General features: G+C 51.6%; 12 protein-coding genes and 1 tRNA gene. 2 read left to right on the plus strand and 11 right to left on the minus strand.

The window, feature by feature from the left end; genetic code table 11:
- Positions 1-12: 12 nt before the first annotated feature.
- The 3 genes from infB to K8942_03785 form a co-directional block, all read right to left on the minus strand.
- Positions 13-2310: a translation initiation factor IF-2 gene (gene infB / locus K8942_03775; GenBank protein ID UPA22155.1), complete on the minus strand. Its 2298-nt coding sequence runs from the start codon at positions 2308-2310 to the stop codon at positions 13-15.
- A 165-nt stretch (positions 2311-2475) separates the two neighbouring features.
- The gene (locus K8942_03780; protein ID UPA22156.1) at positions 2476-3828 is read right to left on the minus strand and encodes a bifunctional oligoribonuclease/PAP phosphatase NrnA; all 1353 of its coding nucleotides are present in this window, start codon (positions 3826-3828) and stop codon (positions 2476-2478) included.
- A gap of 157 nt (positions 3829-3985) precedes the next feature.
- The gene (locus K8942_03785) at positions 3986-5548 is read right to left on the minus strand and encodes a hypothetical protein (protein ID UPA22157.1); all 1563 of its coding nucleotides are present in this window, start codon (positions 5546-5548) and stop codon (positions 3986-3988) included.
- 236 nt (positions 5549-5784) lie between these two features.
- On the opposite strand from K8942_03785, the gene K8942_03790 reads away from it, so the two are divergent.
- Positions 5785-5861: transfer RNA gene (locus K8942_03790), tRNA-Pro, on the plus strand.
- A 310-nt stretch (positions 5862-6171) separates the two neighbouring features.
- Positions 6172-7638 carry a M20/M25/M40 family metallo-hydrolase gene (locus tag K8942_03795; GenBank protein UPA22158.1) on the plus strand — a complete coding sequence of 489 codons (1467 nt, stop codon included), beginning with the start codon at positions 6172-6174 and terminating at the stop codon, positions 7636-7638.
- A 100-nt stretch (positions 7639-7738) separates the two neighbouring features.
- Here K8942_03795 and eno read toward each other — a convergent pair whose 3' ends face one another.
- From eno to K8942_03835, 8 genes are all read right to left on the minus strand, one after another.
- Positions 7739-9004, minus strand: coding sequence for a phosphopyruvate hydratase (gene eno / locus K8942_03800; GenBank protein UPA22159.1), 1266 nt, complete (start codon positions 9002-9004; stop codon positions 7739-7741).
- An 88-nt stretch (positions 9005-9092) separates the two neighbouring features.
- Positions 9093-9950 (minus strand): hypothetical protein, encoded by an 858-nt coding sequence (locus tag K8942_03805; protein UPA22160.1) that lies wholly within the window; start codon positions 9948-9950, stop codon positions 9093-9095.
- A 139-nt stretch (positions 9951-10089) separates the two neighbouring features.
- The gene (locus tag K8942_03810; GenBank protein ID UPA22161.1) at positions 10090-10998 is read right to left on the minus strand and encodes a magnesium transporter CorA family protein; all 909 of its coding nucleotides are present in this window, start codon (positions 10996-10998) and stop codon (positions 10090-10092) included.
- 2 nt (positions 10999-11000) lie between these two features.
- Complete coding sequence (locus tag K8942_03815) at positions 11001-11417, minus strand: hypothetical protein (protein UPA22162.1); 417 nt, start codon at positions 11415-11417, stop codon at positions 11001-11003.
- Positions 11414-11917 (minus strand): hypothetical protein, encoded by a 504-nt coding sequence (locus K8942_03820; GenBank protein ID UPA22163.1) that lies wholly within the window; start codon positions 11915-11917, stop codon positions 11414-11416. The genes K8942_03815 and K8942_03820 overlap by 4 nt, the downstream gene beginning before the upstream one ends.
- A gap of 18 nt (positions 11918-11935) precedes the next feature.
- On the minus strand, positions 11936-12871 hold the full coding sequence (locus K8942_03825; GenBank protein ID UPA22164.1) for a prolipoprotein diacylglyceryl transferase: 936 nt from the start codon (positions 12869-12871) through the stop codon (positions 11936-11938).
- 130 nt (positions 12872-13001) lie between these two features.
- Positions 13002-14804, minus strand: coding sequence for a threonine--tRNA ligase (gene thrS, locus K8942_03830; GenBank protein UPA22165.1), 1803 nt, complete (start codon positions 14802-14804; stop codon positions 13002-13004).
- 93 nt (positions 14805-14897) lie between these two features.
- Positions 14898-15410 (minus strand): hypothetical protein, encoded by a 513-nt coding sequence (locus K8942_03835; protein ID UPA22166.1) that lies wholly within the window; start codon positions 15408-15410, stop codon positions 14898-14900.
- Positions 15411-15443: the final 33 nt, after the last annotated feature.

Below are 15443 nucleotides of genomic sequence, written 5' to 3' on the forward strand. Positions count from 1 at the left end.
TGCAGCGATGCGTCAGTCCTCTTTTTTCTTAAACTCGCGGTTAAAGACTTCGAGGATATCGCCGGTTTCGACAGGAATGGTGCAATCGACACGCATACCGCATTCGCTGTCTGCTTTGGCTTCCTTGATGTCTGTATCCACGCGCTTGAGCGAGAGGATGCGGCCGGTTCCCACGACTTCCCTGTCATCACCACGGAGCAGGCGGAATGGCACGCGCTTCACGACACCGTCTGTGACGCGGCCACCGATAATCTGCTCGGATTTCTGTGTGAGGAAGACGCCCTTCACTTCCAGGTGTCCGAGAATCTTCTCCTGTTCTTCCGGAATAAGCAGTCCTTCAAGGAGAGCAGAGACATCGTCGAGGAGAGCGTAGATGACATCGTACTGCTTGATTTTCACGTTCTCACGCTCAGCAGTGCGCTGCACGGCACCCGGAACCGGAGCGCGGAAGGACATCAGCAGAGCCTGGCTGGCGCTGGCCATCATTACATCATTTTCTGAGACGGCACCAATCGCGCCGTGAATCACTTTGACGGTCACCTTATCCGTTCCCTGCTTGGAGAGCGCTGCTTCGAGCGCTTCAAGCGACCCCTGCGCATCCGCTTTGAGGACAATTTTGAGCTGCTGAAGCTTGCCTTCATGCAGCATGCTCACCAGATCCCCCATCGCTTTGCGCTGCACACCACCGGACTGTTCCATCATTTTCTTCAGGAGATCGCGCGCTTCACGCTCGGAGCCGACTGCCTGGAGAATGTCGCCGACACTGGGAAGCTCCGCAAACCCGGAGAGACGAACCGGACCCGATGGCGGAATAGCGTCGAGACGCTTGCCGGCTGCATCAGTCATGCTGCGCACTTTTCCCATCGTACGGCCACAGACGAAGGAATCACCCACACGGAGTGTTCCGGTGTTGACGATGATGGTTGCGAGCGGACCGTGCGAAGTATCGAGATTGCTTTCGATGATGGTACCGATTGCCGCACGCTTCGGGTTTGCCTTGAACTCCGCAATTTCCGCAACGAGCACAATGGTATCAAGCAGTGCATCGATGCCCATTTTGGTCACCGCAGAACACGGGATAAACGGCACTGTTCCTCCCCACTCTTCCGGCTGCAAACCATGAGCCGCAATTTCACCCTTCACACGCTCCGGATCGGCGTTCGGGCGATCCATTTTGTTGATAGCAACAATAATAGGCACGCCCGCTTCTTTCGCATGGTTGATAGCTTCAACCGTTGTTTCCTTCACCCCTTCTTCTGCAGACACCACGAGGATCGCGATATCTGTCACCTGTGATCCACGGGCACGCATAGCGGTAAACGCCTGGTGGCCCGGTGTATCAAGGAAGGTGATCTGCTTGCCGTCGTGTGTCACCTGATACGCACCGATATGCTGTGTGATACCACCGGATTCGCCGGAGACGACGTCTGTTTTGCGGATAGCATCAAGAATAGAGGTCTTTCCGTGGTCCACATGTCCCATCACCACCACAATCGGCGGACGTGGAACGAGGTTTTCCGGTTCATCCTTAATCAGTTCACGGAGATCTTTGCTGACGAGATCTTCCACTTTTGCCGCACTCTCTTCACGCTCAACAGTCACGCCAAGCTCGGAGGCAATAATGGATGCTGTATCAAAATCGATCGACTGGGTGATGGTTGCCATCACACCGTTTTTCATGAGGGCGCTGATGACAGCGGGAACCTGCACACCCGCTTTTTCTGCGAATTCCTTCACAGTAATCTGCACAGGCAGTTGCACGGGGCCGGTCTTCTTTTTGATCTGCTGCTGGTTTGCGGCTGAATTTCTTTTGCGTGCAAGAGCTGCCGCCTCACGCTCCTCGCGTTCGCGTTCATCTTTCTCCTCTTTGGAAATCTGGAGTTCTGCAGCCTGCTTTTGAATGGCGGACTTGGGAACATCATCAAGAGTCAGCTTGCGGAGCACATGCACGTCATCCATTTTTCTACCGGTTGCTGCGGCGTTCAGCGGCGATGCAATACGGATGTTTGCCGACACCGGGGCTGCCGGCTTGGCTTCTTCAGTTGTAGCGTCATTTCCCGTTTCCCCTTCCTCGTCTTCCCCCTCTTCTTTGTCTTCCTTCTCTTCCTCACCGTCATCACTCATACCTGCAAGTGCATCAAAATCAACAGGGATGTTATGTTTGCGCGCAATATAACGAATGATACCGATGGCCAGATTATCCGGAACCTCACGGTCTGTCGGTTTGATACCAAACTCAACGGTCAAAAGCTCCTTACGAAGCTGCTGTCCAGTCATACCCAATGTTTTAGCCACCTGTACGAGGCGCATAGAAATTAGCGGGGAAAGGCCGGTTTTATCTTAACAGAGCTTCTGCTCAAGAGAAAGCTATTGAGGGCATGAATTGGTTATGGGTAATGGGTTATGAGTTATGAGGAGAAGTAAAAAAAGATATTCCAAAATCCCCATAACCCATAACCGGTCACTCATAACCCGTTACTGCGTAATATCCTGCACAATATCCCTCTCACTCACCGCAACTGCACTTGTTCCTCCGACTGCCTTCATGACATCCACTCCTTTCTCCGGAGCAGGAACAGGCAATGAGACAGAGACAACGGTCTCAGACTTGGGAATGTCTTTGGAAACGGCAACTGCCGGGCTCTTTTCCTCCTGCATATCATTCTCCTTTTGCAGCATGTGCATACCGTCTTTCAGTTTCTGGATAGATTCCACAACGGCCAGCTGGAAATTATCAAACGACTTCACGCGGAAGCCGGATGCTCTCGCATGTCCGCCACCACCGAACGTTCTGCCGGCCAGCTGACTGCAATCGATTGCCGCAGACGACCGCATACTCGCTTTCAGCCCGCCTTCCTCCATTTCCGTGAAGAGAACGTAGACATCGGCATCGGGAATAGTGGAGATCAGTTCATCGAGAATGCCCTGCGTCTCTTTACTGGATGCATCCATTTCCGCGAGATCTTCTTTGCTGACAGATGACCAGACGATGCGGGATGCAGGATCGATTTGAATGCGGTTGAGTGCGCGCCCCCAGATTTTGAGCGTGGAAAGCGGTTTGGTTTTATAAATATGCTGGATGATTTCCTGCTGACGCGCGCCTTTTTCGAGCAGCTCTGCTGCCACTTCAAGGGAACGCGGCGTCGTATTCGGATTCTGGAAACTGCGTGTATCGGTAATGAGACCTGTCAGAAGCAATGTTGCGAGATCCGGTGTAATTTTCTCTTTCCACTGCGGCACCTGCATGAACCAGCTGTAGAGCACTTCTGTGGCTGACGCTGCCGTCGGGTCAATGAGCTGCAGATGTCCGAACTGTGTATTGGAAATGTGATGGTCGATATTCAGAATCGGCACTTCGGAGAAGAGATCGATGTGATCGGTATACAGCGACCCGAGCAATGCAAGATCGGCGGTATCGACAATAACAATGAGATCGTACTTCGGATCCCCTTCTGACAAACTGATCTGCTGCGGGCGGATCGTTCCTTTCTTCGGCACGACAATAATATTCACGCGATGGTCTTCGACGGTGTAGCGAAGCTTGTCGATTTCTGCGCCTTCGTCGAGGTTGATGGTCACCACGAAGTCCTTGTTTTCTTTCACCTCCTGCTCAAATTTCTCAAATCCCGGGAGGAAGCTCAGAGAATCCGGTTTCACATCCGGACAAATGACTGTCACGTCTTTCCCCATGGCAGAGAAAATCTGATAACACGCAAGAGCGCTTGAGAGACCGTCCGGGTCAACGTTGGCATGCGGACTGATCAGAATACGCTGATGCTGCTCGATTGCCTGAAGGGCTGCCTGTATGGATTGCGGGTTGAGAGCCATAAGGGTTGAAAGTCTATTCTGCTATTCCCTGAGCGTAGTTGAAGGGTAACATGTTATTGTAACATACTTTTGATAATATTGCAAATATGCAGCATATTCCGAAAAAGGAGTCACTATACTGCGAGAAACGGCAATAGGCAAGGTTAAAGAGACTCTCTTAACAAGGAATTTCGACGCACGGAGAGAGTTTCTTGTTCAAACCGGTGTGTTCATTGATGGTCATATCTGTCAGCTCAAGGAGCTGCGGGTGCAGTTCTGAGTCGTTATAGGAGATTTTATAGATCTCCGGAAGCAGCGGATTGATGGCTTCCTGCAGTGTCAGACTCTTGCTGAGTTCCACCAGACGCTGCCAGCTTTCGGCGTCATCATACAGACACAGATCCAGGCCGTTTGCGAGGGCGATTTGGTCGCCATGTCGGATGAAGGCAATCGTAAGACCGTCACAGATTTCTTTCGTCTGCGCGCGGGCACAACATTCAATACTGCGGTAATTTCCGAAATCAACGTTCATGCGGATGTACGCATTTTTCATCAGCGTGAGATAGTTCACCTGGTTAAATCCCCCCAGACACTTGAGTCCGTAATAGAAGCTCAGCGTCATGAAGTTCAGCAGCAGACTCGGAATGAGTTCGCCACGCATAAGTGCATCGTGGATTGCTTCCGGCTGAAGTTCGACAGAGAATGATTCATCCTGCGTCACGAGTCTGTTCCCCTTCCGCCAGAGCTGCTGATTCAATTTTTCACCGGCAGGGAGCGCCCAGAACAGATACGTGCCCATCTGATCTTTGCGGGAGAATGACCCGAAAATCCCTTCGAAGTAATCATTCACAAACGACTCGTAGTTCGGATCAAACAGGATGTGATGAATAACGGTATCCTGATTCAGATGAAATTTCGTCAGCAGACGGATGACCACTTCCTCCTGATCCAGATACACGAGCTTCGGCAGCTTCACCCCGCTTGCACCGAAAAATTTGCTCCAGAGGTGGAAGTTCGTCTTTGCCACCTGGTCACTGTAGTGCTTGCATGCAAGCACAGACGGCTGATTGTAGATTTCTTCAATAAGATCGTGGATCTTGTCCCCTATCGCCTTATCCACATCACCGTTCTGCACTTTTTCCCGAAGCTGCTTCTGGATCTTCACAATCTCTTCCGCCATATACGGACGGAAATGGTGCACTGAACTGGAGTGCGCGTTACTCGGCAGAAAAGCGAGCTTATGTGTCTGCAATGCCCCTTTTGTCGCAGAGCTGAACAGAAGACCGCGCGGGAAAGAGGAATTGCCGAGCGAGATATTTGTGCACGGGAGATCAATAATATACTGGAGCGACGGGTCCTGATGCCCATGTTCGGTAAGGGCCGTCAGGAGATTGGAGTTCACGAAGAACGGATGTGTGACCGGCCCGACGTGGTCCGCGGTCGACACGAAATAGTACTGCCTGAGCTGTTTTACAACTCCGTCAGCCACCTCCATACCAAAGCGTTCGTTCGCAAATTCGTGCAGCACAGACAGACATTCATCCTGACGCTGGATAATGGGCGGGTTCAGATTTACATCCACATAATCATTCGCGTAATCAAAAAGCGCTCGTTCACCGTGTTTGCGAAGCACCTCATTCAAGACCGGACGGCGCGCACCGACTGCATGTTGCAGCGCGGCCAGTTTCTCTTCAAATGTGGAATACGATACCGGGGGAACCGGTGTAGACGCAGAGTCCATAGAATGGGTGGCAACCTAGTCTTTTTTCTGAGATTTGCAAGGGTCTCAGAAACAACTCCCGGCTGATTTCACATAAAGTGGTAACAATCGCCATTTTTCCCTATGATCCCCCCGCCTCCGTGCAACTACGGCGGGCAAGCCGGGATGTAGCTCAGTTGGGTTGAGTCCGCCCTAGCGGACGAACAATCAAACAATCGCCACGCTCCGGATCAGATTATCATTATTGGCATAAACCTCGGGATGTAGCTCAGTTGGCTAGAGCGTGTGCATGGGGTGCACAAGGCCGCAGGTTCGAGTCCTGTCATCCCGACCAACCTTCTTCTCTCTCCGATATAAAAGAAGCAATTGTGATTACTGAAAATGAGATACCCGAGACCATTCGGGGTGGGGAAACCGATTTTTTCATTTTGCATGATCATAATCGCGTCCGCCTTTGAAGCGGTGGTGGCTGCAGAACGTTCGGTAGCTTTTATTTGCCAGAGAATGAGCAAATTTGAGTGTTTTGATGTGTATGGAATAATTGACAAAATTAGTATTTAGTCTATAGTCATAGAGGCTCTTTTCACAACATTGGTTGGGAAATTGTAAGCCATTTCGAAAACACGCAATGAAGGGAAGAACACATGTCCACGACACTGCAGCAGGTCCCCGTTTTGAACGATGCATTCTTTGGTTTGGAACCACAGACTGTCCTCGCACATTTCAGCGAGATTCTCAAAATCCCGCGCCGGTCGCACGAGGAAGATCAGATGGTTGCCTACATTCAACGGTGGGCAGATAGCTACGGCTACACTTGGAAAGTCGACGATCACAAGAACATCGTCGTCTTTGTGCCCGCAACGACAACCTGCACCCATCTCGAGCCAATCTGTTACCAGGCGCATACCGATATGGTGTGTGTCGGAGACACACATTGGCCCATCGAGATCGAAATTCGCGACGGCTGGGTTGGTACTTTGGGTCGAACACAGACGCTCGGCGCCGACAACGGTCTCGGGTGTGCGATGATGATGGCTTTGGCTGAAGAGGAAAATCATGGACCGCTTGAGTTGCTGTTTACGTCTGACGAGGAAGATGACTTCAGTGGCTGTGAACACTTCGACCGGAACTTTTTTGGTTTGAAGGCACGTTACCTGGTGAATCTCGATACACCGCACTTCGGCAGAATCACGATCGCCAGCGCCGGGTTCCGGTATCTGGAATCGACACTGCAGATCACCCGTACTGCACCCGTTGCAGGAAAGGTGTTCATGATTGAAATCGAGAAAATGCCAGGCGGACACAGCGGTGAAGATGTGCATCAGTACCGGGGTAATGCCCTGAAGCTGATGGGACAGGTTCTGTCGCGACTGCCAAAGGGTTGGAAACTGATCGACATCGAAGGTGGTGAAAAAGGAAACAGCATCCCACAAGCCAGCATGGCGACAATCCTATTGCCAGATGGTGTGAGTGCTGATTTCCAGGCTACAACGGATGCAGCCATGTACTCGAAAGAAATTCTGCGCTGTGCAGAGATGCAATTTGACATCACACCGATTTCAAGTCACAAACAGCCGATGGCAGACGAATGTCAGGACCAGATCGTTTCATTGCTCCTGCGGCTGCCAAACGGCGTGAAGGCAATGAGCTACGAACTGGAAGAATTGCCAGAGCTCAGCACCACTCCATCGCTCCTGCAAATCAAAGCCGGCGATATCCTCTGGATGAAGCAGCAGATTCGCGGTGCGACGGACAATATGATCGACGAGTTGGCAACAAGCCTGCAGACCATCTACCAAAAACACGGTTTCACTTCAGGAAAGAAAGGCAGCGGGCGCAGCTGGATTCAGAACAAGGAGCATCGGCTCATCAAGTCCATTCAAGCCGCATTCGCGGCAACGGATTACGAAGGAATTCTCTCAGGAAACCACGGCGCCATTGAGCCCGGGGCCCTGTGTGGAGATCCGGCAAATCCGGCATTCGATGCCGCAGGAAGCTTCGGCGTTTGGATCAAGTACGAACACAAGGAAACCGAGCAATTCTCGCTCGTCGCCCTTGAGAAGACATGGAACGTCGTGAAGTACTTGGCCAGTAATCCTCTGTCGGTCTAATCAATTCCCAATCACAAAAATGAGACGCTATTAGCATCTCAAGAATCACCGAAAGGAGTCCCCAGCCCCGTCTAACCGACGGGGCTCTTTTAAAATCTCTTTAAAACGGCGACACATACCGCGCTCCCCCATCCAACTCTTCTTCAATTCTCAGGAGCTCGTTATATTTGCAGATGCGGTCCGTACGGGAGAGGGATCCGGTTTTGATCTGTCCGGTCTTCAAACCGACAGCGAGATGCGCGATAAACGTATCTTCAGTCTCTCCGCTTCTATGACTCGAAATAGCGTTCCAGCCGTTCTTCTGCGCCATCTGGATAGCATCGACGGTCTCGGACACTGTTCCGATCTGGTTTACTTTAATAAGCACGGCGTTGGCTGCTTTCTGATCCAAAGCTTTCTGGATGCGCTGCGTGTTTGTGACGAGCAGGTCATCTCCGACAAGCTGCACGCGGTCGCCAAGGGCTGTGACCATTGCCTGGAATCCCTCCCAGTCGTCTTCGCTGTGACTGTCTTCAATGCTGACAATCGGGAACTGGTTCACGAGATCAACGTAGTACTGTGTGAGTTCCTGTGATGTCAGCTGCTTGCCGTCGAGCGTATAGACGCCGTCTTTGTAGAATTCAGAAGCAGCACAATCGATCGCGAGTTTTACCTTTCCTTCGTACCCCGCTTCTTTGATTGCTTCCATCAGAATGGCAAATGCTGCAGCACCGTTCTCCAGATGAGGGGCAAAGCCGCCTTCATCCCCTACTGCGGTCACGTATCCGCGATCTTTCAGAATTTTCTTGAGGATATGAAACACTTCCGTACCGGCGCGAAGCGCATCAGTGAATCGATCGAATCCAACCGGAACAATCATACATTCCTGGAAACTCAGTCCGCTGTCTGCGTGTGCGCCGCCATTCAGGACATTCATCAGCGGAACCGGGAGCAATGTTGCATCGGAGACATCAAACTGTTCTGCGAGCGACACGTACAAAGGCTTTTTGTCTGATGCAGCGCGTGCGCGGCAGACAGCCATCGAGACGCCAAGAATGGCGTTGGCACCGAAGCGTGCTTTGTTTGGCGTGCCATCAAGGTCAATGAGCATCTGGTCCACGGTGCGCTGATCGGCAACCTGAACGCCGTTCAGTGCGGTCGCAATCTCCCCATTCACATGGCCCACAGCCTTCAGCACAGACTTTCCGCCATAGACAGCTTTGTCGCCGTCGCGGAGTTCGAGTGCTTCATGCGAACCGGTCGATGCTCCGGATGGAACAGCGGCGCGGCCGAAGGAGCCATCGGAAAGCGTGCAATCGACTTCGACAGTCGGGTTGCCGCGAGAATCAATAATCTGACGTGCGTGGAGGTGGGTGATGGTAGGCATGGAACGAGTATGAATGAAGAATGAAGAATTGAGAATGGAGAATTAGGCTACATGAAAAATGAAAAGAAAATTCCATCATTCTCAACCCTCAATTCTCAACCCTCAATTTTGCCCGATGATGCAAAAGCGCACTATAAACGGCAATCATGATGAGCAAGAAAACCCCGATATCCGGTCCGGAAGACGGCAGATGTGGCGGATTCTTGATGCCTGGTTTTGTGGGAATCATGGCGATCTGCGAGCTGCTGCCACCGGAAATGAGTACGCCTTCAAGCGCTCCGGAAACGGTCATCGGTTCGTTTTCCAATGCGAGCAGACGCTCTTTTCTGCGCTCCTGACGACGAAGGGCAGCGCGCCACTTTTCCTCGTTTTCATCCAAAGACGGATCGAGATTACTGACAGAAGACGATGAAATGTTTCCGGCAATAATCATGCCAGATCCGGTAGATGACGACGATCCATTGAAGATCGATGCAATCTGCTCCGGCCACTGAAAGCGCTCACCACTCAAACCAAACACGAGAAGCAGTAGCAAAAGACCACCTAAAAGCAGGGACCGCTGACGGCGCTGACGGATCACCGAAAAACAGAACCAGAAGAGTGCTGCAAACGCGAGGATGACAATCGGCAGAGACCATCCCCAGACAAAAATAGCTGAGAGAATAAGAAGAGACGGCAAAACGAAGCCGACAATCTGCAGGAAGAGCCACAGGAGCAAAATGCCCGCAGGCAAAAAATGCAGCATGCGGAATGCGTAGTCCGCGCGCCTCTCACGAAAGAGCGGATACAGCGAAAGCGGGTACGCAATGGTAAGCACAAACAGGATTCCCCATGCGAGCGCCGGGGCACTCATCATCTGCAAAATCGCGCACGCAATGCCTGTCACGAGAACCGCGCAGCCAAGAAAGAAAACAAGCCAGGTCTCTGTGGAATGCTTGAGTGGCATAGCGGATAATAGTGATGGACAATGGGTTTGGTGTCAATTTTTCTATATACCTAGAAGTTACAGGTTTAAAAGTAAAAAGTTTAAACGTTCACTAAAAATAACCTTTAAACTTTCAAACATTTAAACGTTTTAACTCTCATCACAGCCACTTCTTCCAGGCAAAATACCCGAAGAATCCGCCGACCATAATAAGCATGCTGATGACGATGATGTAGAACACTTCCGGATTCTGCTGATGCGGAATGGGCACGTTCATACCGTAAATACTGGTGAGCACGGTGAGCGGCAGCATCGTCACGGAAAAGGTCGTGAGAATGCGGATGACAGAGTTCGTTTTGTGACTGAGCCACGATTCGTGCGTGTCCTGCAGCGCCTCACTCATTTCCTTTGCGGTATCAAGAAGCGACCACTGGCGTTCGACGGCGTCGTGGATGTCGTCGAAGTAGACTTCGAGTTCCTGCGGGATGATCTTCTTGTTCTTGTGCGGGAGCAGTGTGATGACCGAACGCTGCGGGAAGAGAATGCTGCGCATGGTGATGATATTGCGCTTGAGCGTCAGGATATCGCGGAGGATGTTGATCTGGCCTTCCTCGTTTTCAAACAGTTCGACCTCAATGCGGCGGAGATCCTTCATGATGCGCTCAATCAGCACGAAACCGTTATCAAACAGTGCGTCCATCAGTTTATACAGGAAGAACCCTGTCCCCTGCTGGAAATACTGAGAGCGGAGCGTGCGGGAATCTTTGAGCGTCTGCCAGAGGCTTTCCATCAGATCCAGACGCCCTTCGTGCAATGTCACCAGGAAGTCTTTGCCGATAAACACATCGAGCTCTTCTTTGATGATGCGACCGGATGACTTGATGGGAATGTGAAACACGCAGAACAGATAGTTGTCGTATGCTTCGATTTTCGGGCGCTCATTCTGGCTCATGCAGTCTTCAATATCGAGCTTGTGAAAATCGTATTTTTTCTGCAATTCCTCAAGCGCGTCCTGGTCAAACGTGGACGAGTTGTACCACGTGATGCCGTCGACGGTTAAGGTCTGCATGCTCATTTGCGCTTTCTGGGAAGATACTTGGAACGCGGGTCATGTGTGACTTTTGTCGGGAGCACTTCGTAGTGGCGTGCGCGGAAGAGGCGGAACTGGAGCGTGATGTAGAGCACTGCAAGAATTGCCCAGACCAACCACCAGACACGCATGGAGACAAACTGGATCTGCTCCACACGGGAAACGACAAGAATGAGTCCGACAAACCCGAACCAGAACGAAGCGGTTGGCCAGGTGCGGCTGAGTTTACGCGTGACAGCGTTCGACATTTTCTTGCGCCAGACAGAGAGAGCAACCGCTCCAGCCATCAGAAGAATACAGAGAACGAGCAGGGCCACAGACTTCGGGCTGCTGTAATCCGCGTTAGCAGGATTCGGATAGAACAAAAACGAGAAAACCTGGAAGAGGAAGGTATTCATAAACCAAGATGGGAATGAGTATCAGAGTGATCGTGATGATGGTGACCATGTTTCTTTATATCTTCGTCGTTCTTCTCTTCTTTCTCTTCATCTTCCTTGTCATCTTTGTCATCCTCGTCTTCTTCGTCTTCTTCGTCCTCCTCGTCCTCCTCGTCATCCTCGTCATCCTTCTCACCAACCCCCACTTCAATCTGGGACGGCGCTTCTGTTGCGACAAGTGTGAGGATCATCGCCTCCAGTTCACGCTCCTTGATCGTGCGGGCCGGACGGATCAGCAGGTAAATCAGAAATCCGATAATCGGAAATACCGTCACAATCACAATACAGGCAAACTGGTACCAGAAAGACCGTGTGCGCAGCAGAATGTCGCGCAGTGCAAAAAACAGCAGAAAGAGAACCAGTGCTGCCAGAAGAATCAGTCCACCCTGTCCCAGGCGCAATCCCGGATTCTCCATGATATACGCGGTAAAAGGAGCCAGGGAAAGAGAAAGAGAAGACATACGGAGATTATGGAAATGTCACAGATGCGGATGTCTGCGCCTGTGCACGGTAACGTACACGACGGCAGCCAGGAGCGCCAGTATGGCAATGAGCTGACTGAAGCGTAATTCAAACGAACTGAGGCCCAGCCAGGAGCGCAAAAACAGGTATCCGGCAGTCAGAACCATGCCAATTCCTTCGCAGATTATCGCGATTTTCGGGGTGATTTTCTGTTTTTCGGCAAGAACCGTAAAGACCCCCAGACTGACGAATGCGAGGAAGAGCAGTGTGAAATCCAGCCGCGTCGCAAACACAGGAATACTGAAATCCCCGCGGAAATATTCAAGGAAGAACGTGACGACAGATGCAACGAGAATGCCGGCCAGTGTTTCCGCTCCGGCACGCTTGGCATGCTTGCGGACGATCAGGAGCAGGAATGTCAGGAAGAAGTAGAAGAGCGCATAGTAGAGCTGTACCGGATGCACCGGCACCGCGAAGCGCACGTTTGATGCGTCGTACGTCACACCCCACCACCAGTCTGTCGGTGTACCGTACGCCTGTCCCGCTGCAAAGCGACCGAGCCAGTTAAAGGAAAGCCCGAAACAGGTTGCAGGCAACAGCACATCGAGCCACTGCAGGAAGGTTGTGCGGGATGTCCCGCGTGCCAGGTAGAGCACTGCTGCAATACCGGCAGCTGCACCGAGGAAACTGAAGTTTCCGTCATGCAGGAAGAAAATACGGAACGGATCATCCGCACGAAGATAAATGCGATACTGCTCCACCACTGCAAACAAACGCCCGCCGACAACTGCTCCGAGCAGATGCCACCAGCCGTTATCCTTAAAATGCTGGAGTGAGAGTCCTGCACTCTGCGCCAACCGGAAAAAGAATTCAGACGACAGCCAGAGCCCGACCAGCAAAAACACCAGGTGTGTCCAGATGATAAACGGGCCGATCTGGATGGCTTCGAACATAGTACTAAGGTAACAGAGAACGCCCTCATCGGAAATGATACAATCTTCATTCGAGTTATGAATCAGGAATTATGAATTATGGCACATTTGACTATGCATAACTCATAATTCATACATCATAATTCCTTCATCATCCGATAGATAACTCTAACTTCCTCGAAGCAACATCATTGGTCACCGATGCAATGAACTCGTCGACCGCGACGGTCACCTGCTGCTTGGTTCTGATGTTACGAACGGTCACGCTGTTCTCCGCAATTTCACGGTCACCGATGACGAGTAAGTACGGAATGCGCTGCGTCTCACCGTCGCGGATGCGCTTGCCAAGAGATTCGTCGGAGTTCATGTAGTCGATGCGGATTTTCTTCTCCAGAAGCTTCATGCCAAGGTCAGACGCAAATTGCTCATGCGTGGATGCGACCGGCAGGATGGCAACCTGGACAGGGGCAACCCACAGCGGGAAATGTCCGGCGTGGTGCTCGATGAAAATCGAGAGGAAACGCTCGATGGCACCCATCACGGCACAGTGGATCATGACAATACGCTCCTTCTCCCCGCTCTCGTTAATGCAGAAGAGATCAAACCGCTCCGGCATGTTGATGTCGAGCTGGATGGTTGCAACCTGCCACTCACGGCCGATGGAGTCTTTGGTGATGAAGTCGACCTTCGGTCCGTAGAATGCCGCTTCACCCGGCGCTTCGATGTACTTTACGCCACGCTCCTTTGCGATGCTGCGGATAGCATTTTCGGCTTTGTTCCAGACCTCCGGCGTCCCGAGATATTTCTCGAAGTGTTCAGGATCGTGAAGGGACAGGCGGACCTGCAGCTCGTTGAAACCGGTTGTCTTGTAGAAGGTATCGATAATGTCCCACACGCGCAGGAATTCTTCTTCTACCTGGCTCTGGCGGCAGAACACGTGTGCATCGTCCTGGGTGATGCTGCGGACGCGGGACAGACCATGCAACTCCCCTGTCTGTTCGTCGCGGTACACCATCGTGGTTTCTGTGTAGCGCTGGGGCAAATCCTTATAGCTGCGCTGCTTGTGTGCATAAATCTGCGTGTGGTGCGGACAGTTCATCGGCTTCATCGCAAATTCGTGCTCGTCACGGGTCTGAATGCGGAAAAGGTCATCTTTGAATTTTGCCCAGTGACCGGATGTTTCGTAGAGTTCTTTCTTGGTGATGTGCGGGATAGTGACTTTCATGTAGCCCTTGGCTTCGCGCAGTTCCCAGACGAACGCATCGAGCGTGTTGCGCATCAGTGTGCCGCGCGGTGTCCAGAGCGGAAGACCCGGACCGACGAGATCGCTGAAGGTGAAGAGATCCATTTCCTTCCCGAGTTTGCGGTGATCACGCTTCTTGGCTTCTTCCATCTGCGCGAGGTATGCATCGAGCTCTTCTTTGGACCCGAACGCTGCCACGTAAATACGTGTGAGCTGTTCGCGCTTTTCGTCGCCTCTCCAGTACGCACCGGCAAGGGTTGTGAGCTTGAATCCATCCACAGGAATCTCTTTGAGGTTCTCGACGTGTCCGCCGCGGCAGAGATCCACGTACGCATCTTCCCCTTTGAGGTTCACGTTCGTGTAGTTTGTGACCATCTCCACGTTTTCGTTCTTCACGAGGTCTTCAATCATTTCCACTTTGAACCGCTGGTTTTTCTCTTTCCAGAACGCAGTTGCATCTTTCACAGGGAGTTCATCACGACGGAAGGTCTGACCCTGGTAGATGATCTTCTTCATTTCCTTCTCAATCGCCGGAAAATCGGCATCGGTAATAGGAGTTGTGAAAAGGAAGTCAAAATAACAGCCGGTCTCAATAGCAGGACCAATGGCGCGCTCAGTGCCGGGCCACAGGTTTTCGACGGCCTGGGCAAGGACATGGGCCAGAGAATGGCGCATGGACGCGAGTTCTTCGGGTGTGGAGAAAGTGGACATGGCGGAACTATACAGGATTACAGCCCAAATTACAGAGTACGCAAAAGCGGAAACCATCCCTGGTTTCCGCTCGTGTCGCTTTCTGTGTTCTTCTTATTTGGGAATAAGCTTGTAGCCCAGGGATGAGTCTGCACTGTCTACAGGAACAATTTTCATTCTGCAGCCGGGGGGCAAAGTCTGATCTTTCAGCTCCCGGAAAACGAACTCGTATTTGGGAGGAATGACTGCAGTGCTAACCGGTTCTGCAAAATAGAGCAGCATATGTCTCTTTCCATCAGAATCCATGGAGTGGCCCTGATAGAAGAACTTGAGAAACCGTGTCGTTTTACTCCAGTAGTGTTGCCTCAGTTGCTCGACCGCCTCGATCTCCAGATTTCTCCCCTTATAATAGGAAGAAAAGCGAAGACCCCAGACGCGCTGGGAAGGAGTGTCGATAATAATCTCCAGCTCCACATTTTTCTCGGTTTTCGCAATCATGGGCTTCATGAACGGAATGTGGAGAGCAAGATCTTTTCCATGCACTGACAATACATACAGCAGGAGCAATACAAGAACGACATCAATACCCTTCCAATTTTTTAGCCAGACCGATTTTGAATGAGACATTTCCCCTCTCCTTTTCTCTGCCGGTGAATGTAA

The organism is Candidatus Peribacteria bacterium (genome assembly GCA_023038255.1).
Taxonomy (GTDB): domain Bacteria; phylum Patescibacteriota; class Gracilibacteria; order Peribacterales; family Peribacteraceae; genus CALREJ01.

Coding starts and splice junctions, on each gene's coding strand:
- K8942_03805 (UPA22160.1), bottom strand. CDS start 9,950: ATGCCACTCAAGCATTCCACAGAGACCTGGCTTGTTTTCTTTCTTGGC.
- eno (UPA22159.1), bottom strand. CDS start 9,004: ATGCCTACCATCACCCACCTCCACGCACGTCAGATTATTGATTCTCGC.
- K8942_03835 (UPA22166.1), bottom strand. CDS start 15,410: ATGTCTCATTCAAAATCGGTCTGGCTAAAAAATTGGAAGGGTATTGAT.
- K8942_03815 (UPA22162.1), bottom strand. CDS start 11,417: ATGAATACCTTCCTCTTCCAGGTTTTCTCGTTTTTGTTCTATCCGAAT.
- K8942_03780 (UPA22156.1), bottom strand. CDS start 3,828: ATGGCTCTCAACCCGCAATCCATACAGGCAGCCCTTCAGGCAATCGAG.
- K8942_03785 (UPA22157.1), bottom strand. CDS start 5,548: ATGGACTCTGCGTCTACACCGGTTCCCCCGGTATCGTATTCCACATTT.
- K8942_03820 (UPA22163.1), bottom strand. CDS start 11,917: ATGTCTTCTCTTTCTCTTTCCCTGGCTCCTTTTACCGCGTATATCATG.
- infB (UPA22155.1), bottom strand. CDS start 2,310: ATGCGCCTCGTACAGGTGGCTAAAACATTGGGTATGACTGGACAGCAG.
- thrS (UPA22165.1), bottom strand. CDS start 14,804: ATGTCCACTTTCTCCACACCCGAAGAACTCGCGTCCATGCGCCATTCT.
- K8942_03825 (UPA22164.1), bottom strand. CDS start 12,871: ATGTTCGAAGCCATCCAGATCGGCCCGTTTATCATCTGGACACACCTG.
- K8942_03795 (UPA22158.1), top strand. CDS start 6,172: ATGTCCACGACACTGCAGCAGGTCCCCGTTTTGAACGATGCATTCTTT.
- K8942_03810 (UPA22161.1), bottom strand. CDS start 10,998: ATGCAGACCTTAACCGTCGACGGCATCACGTGGTACAACTCGTCCACG.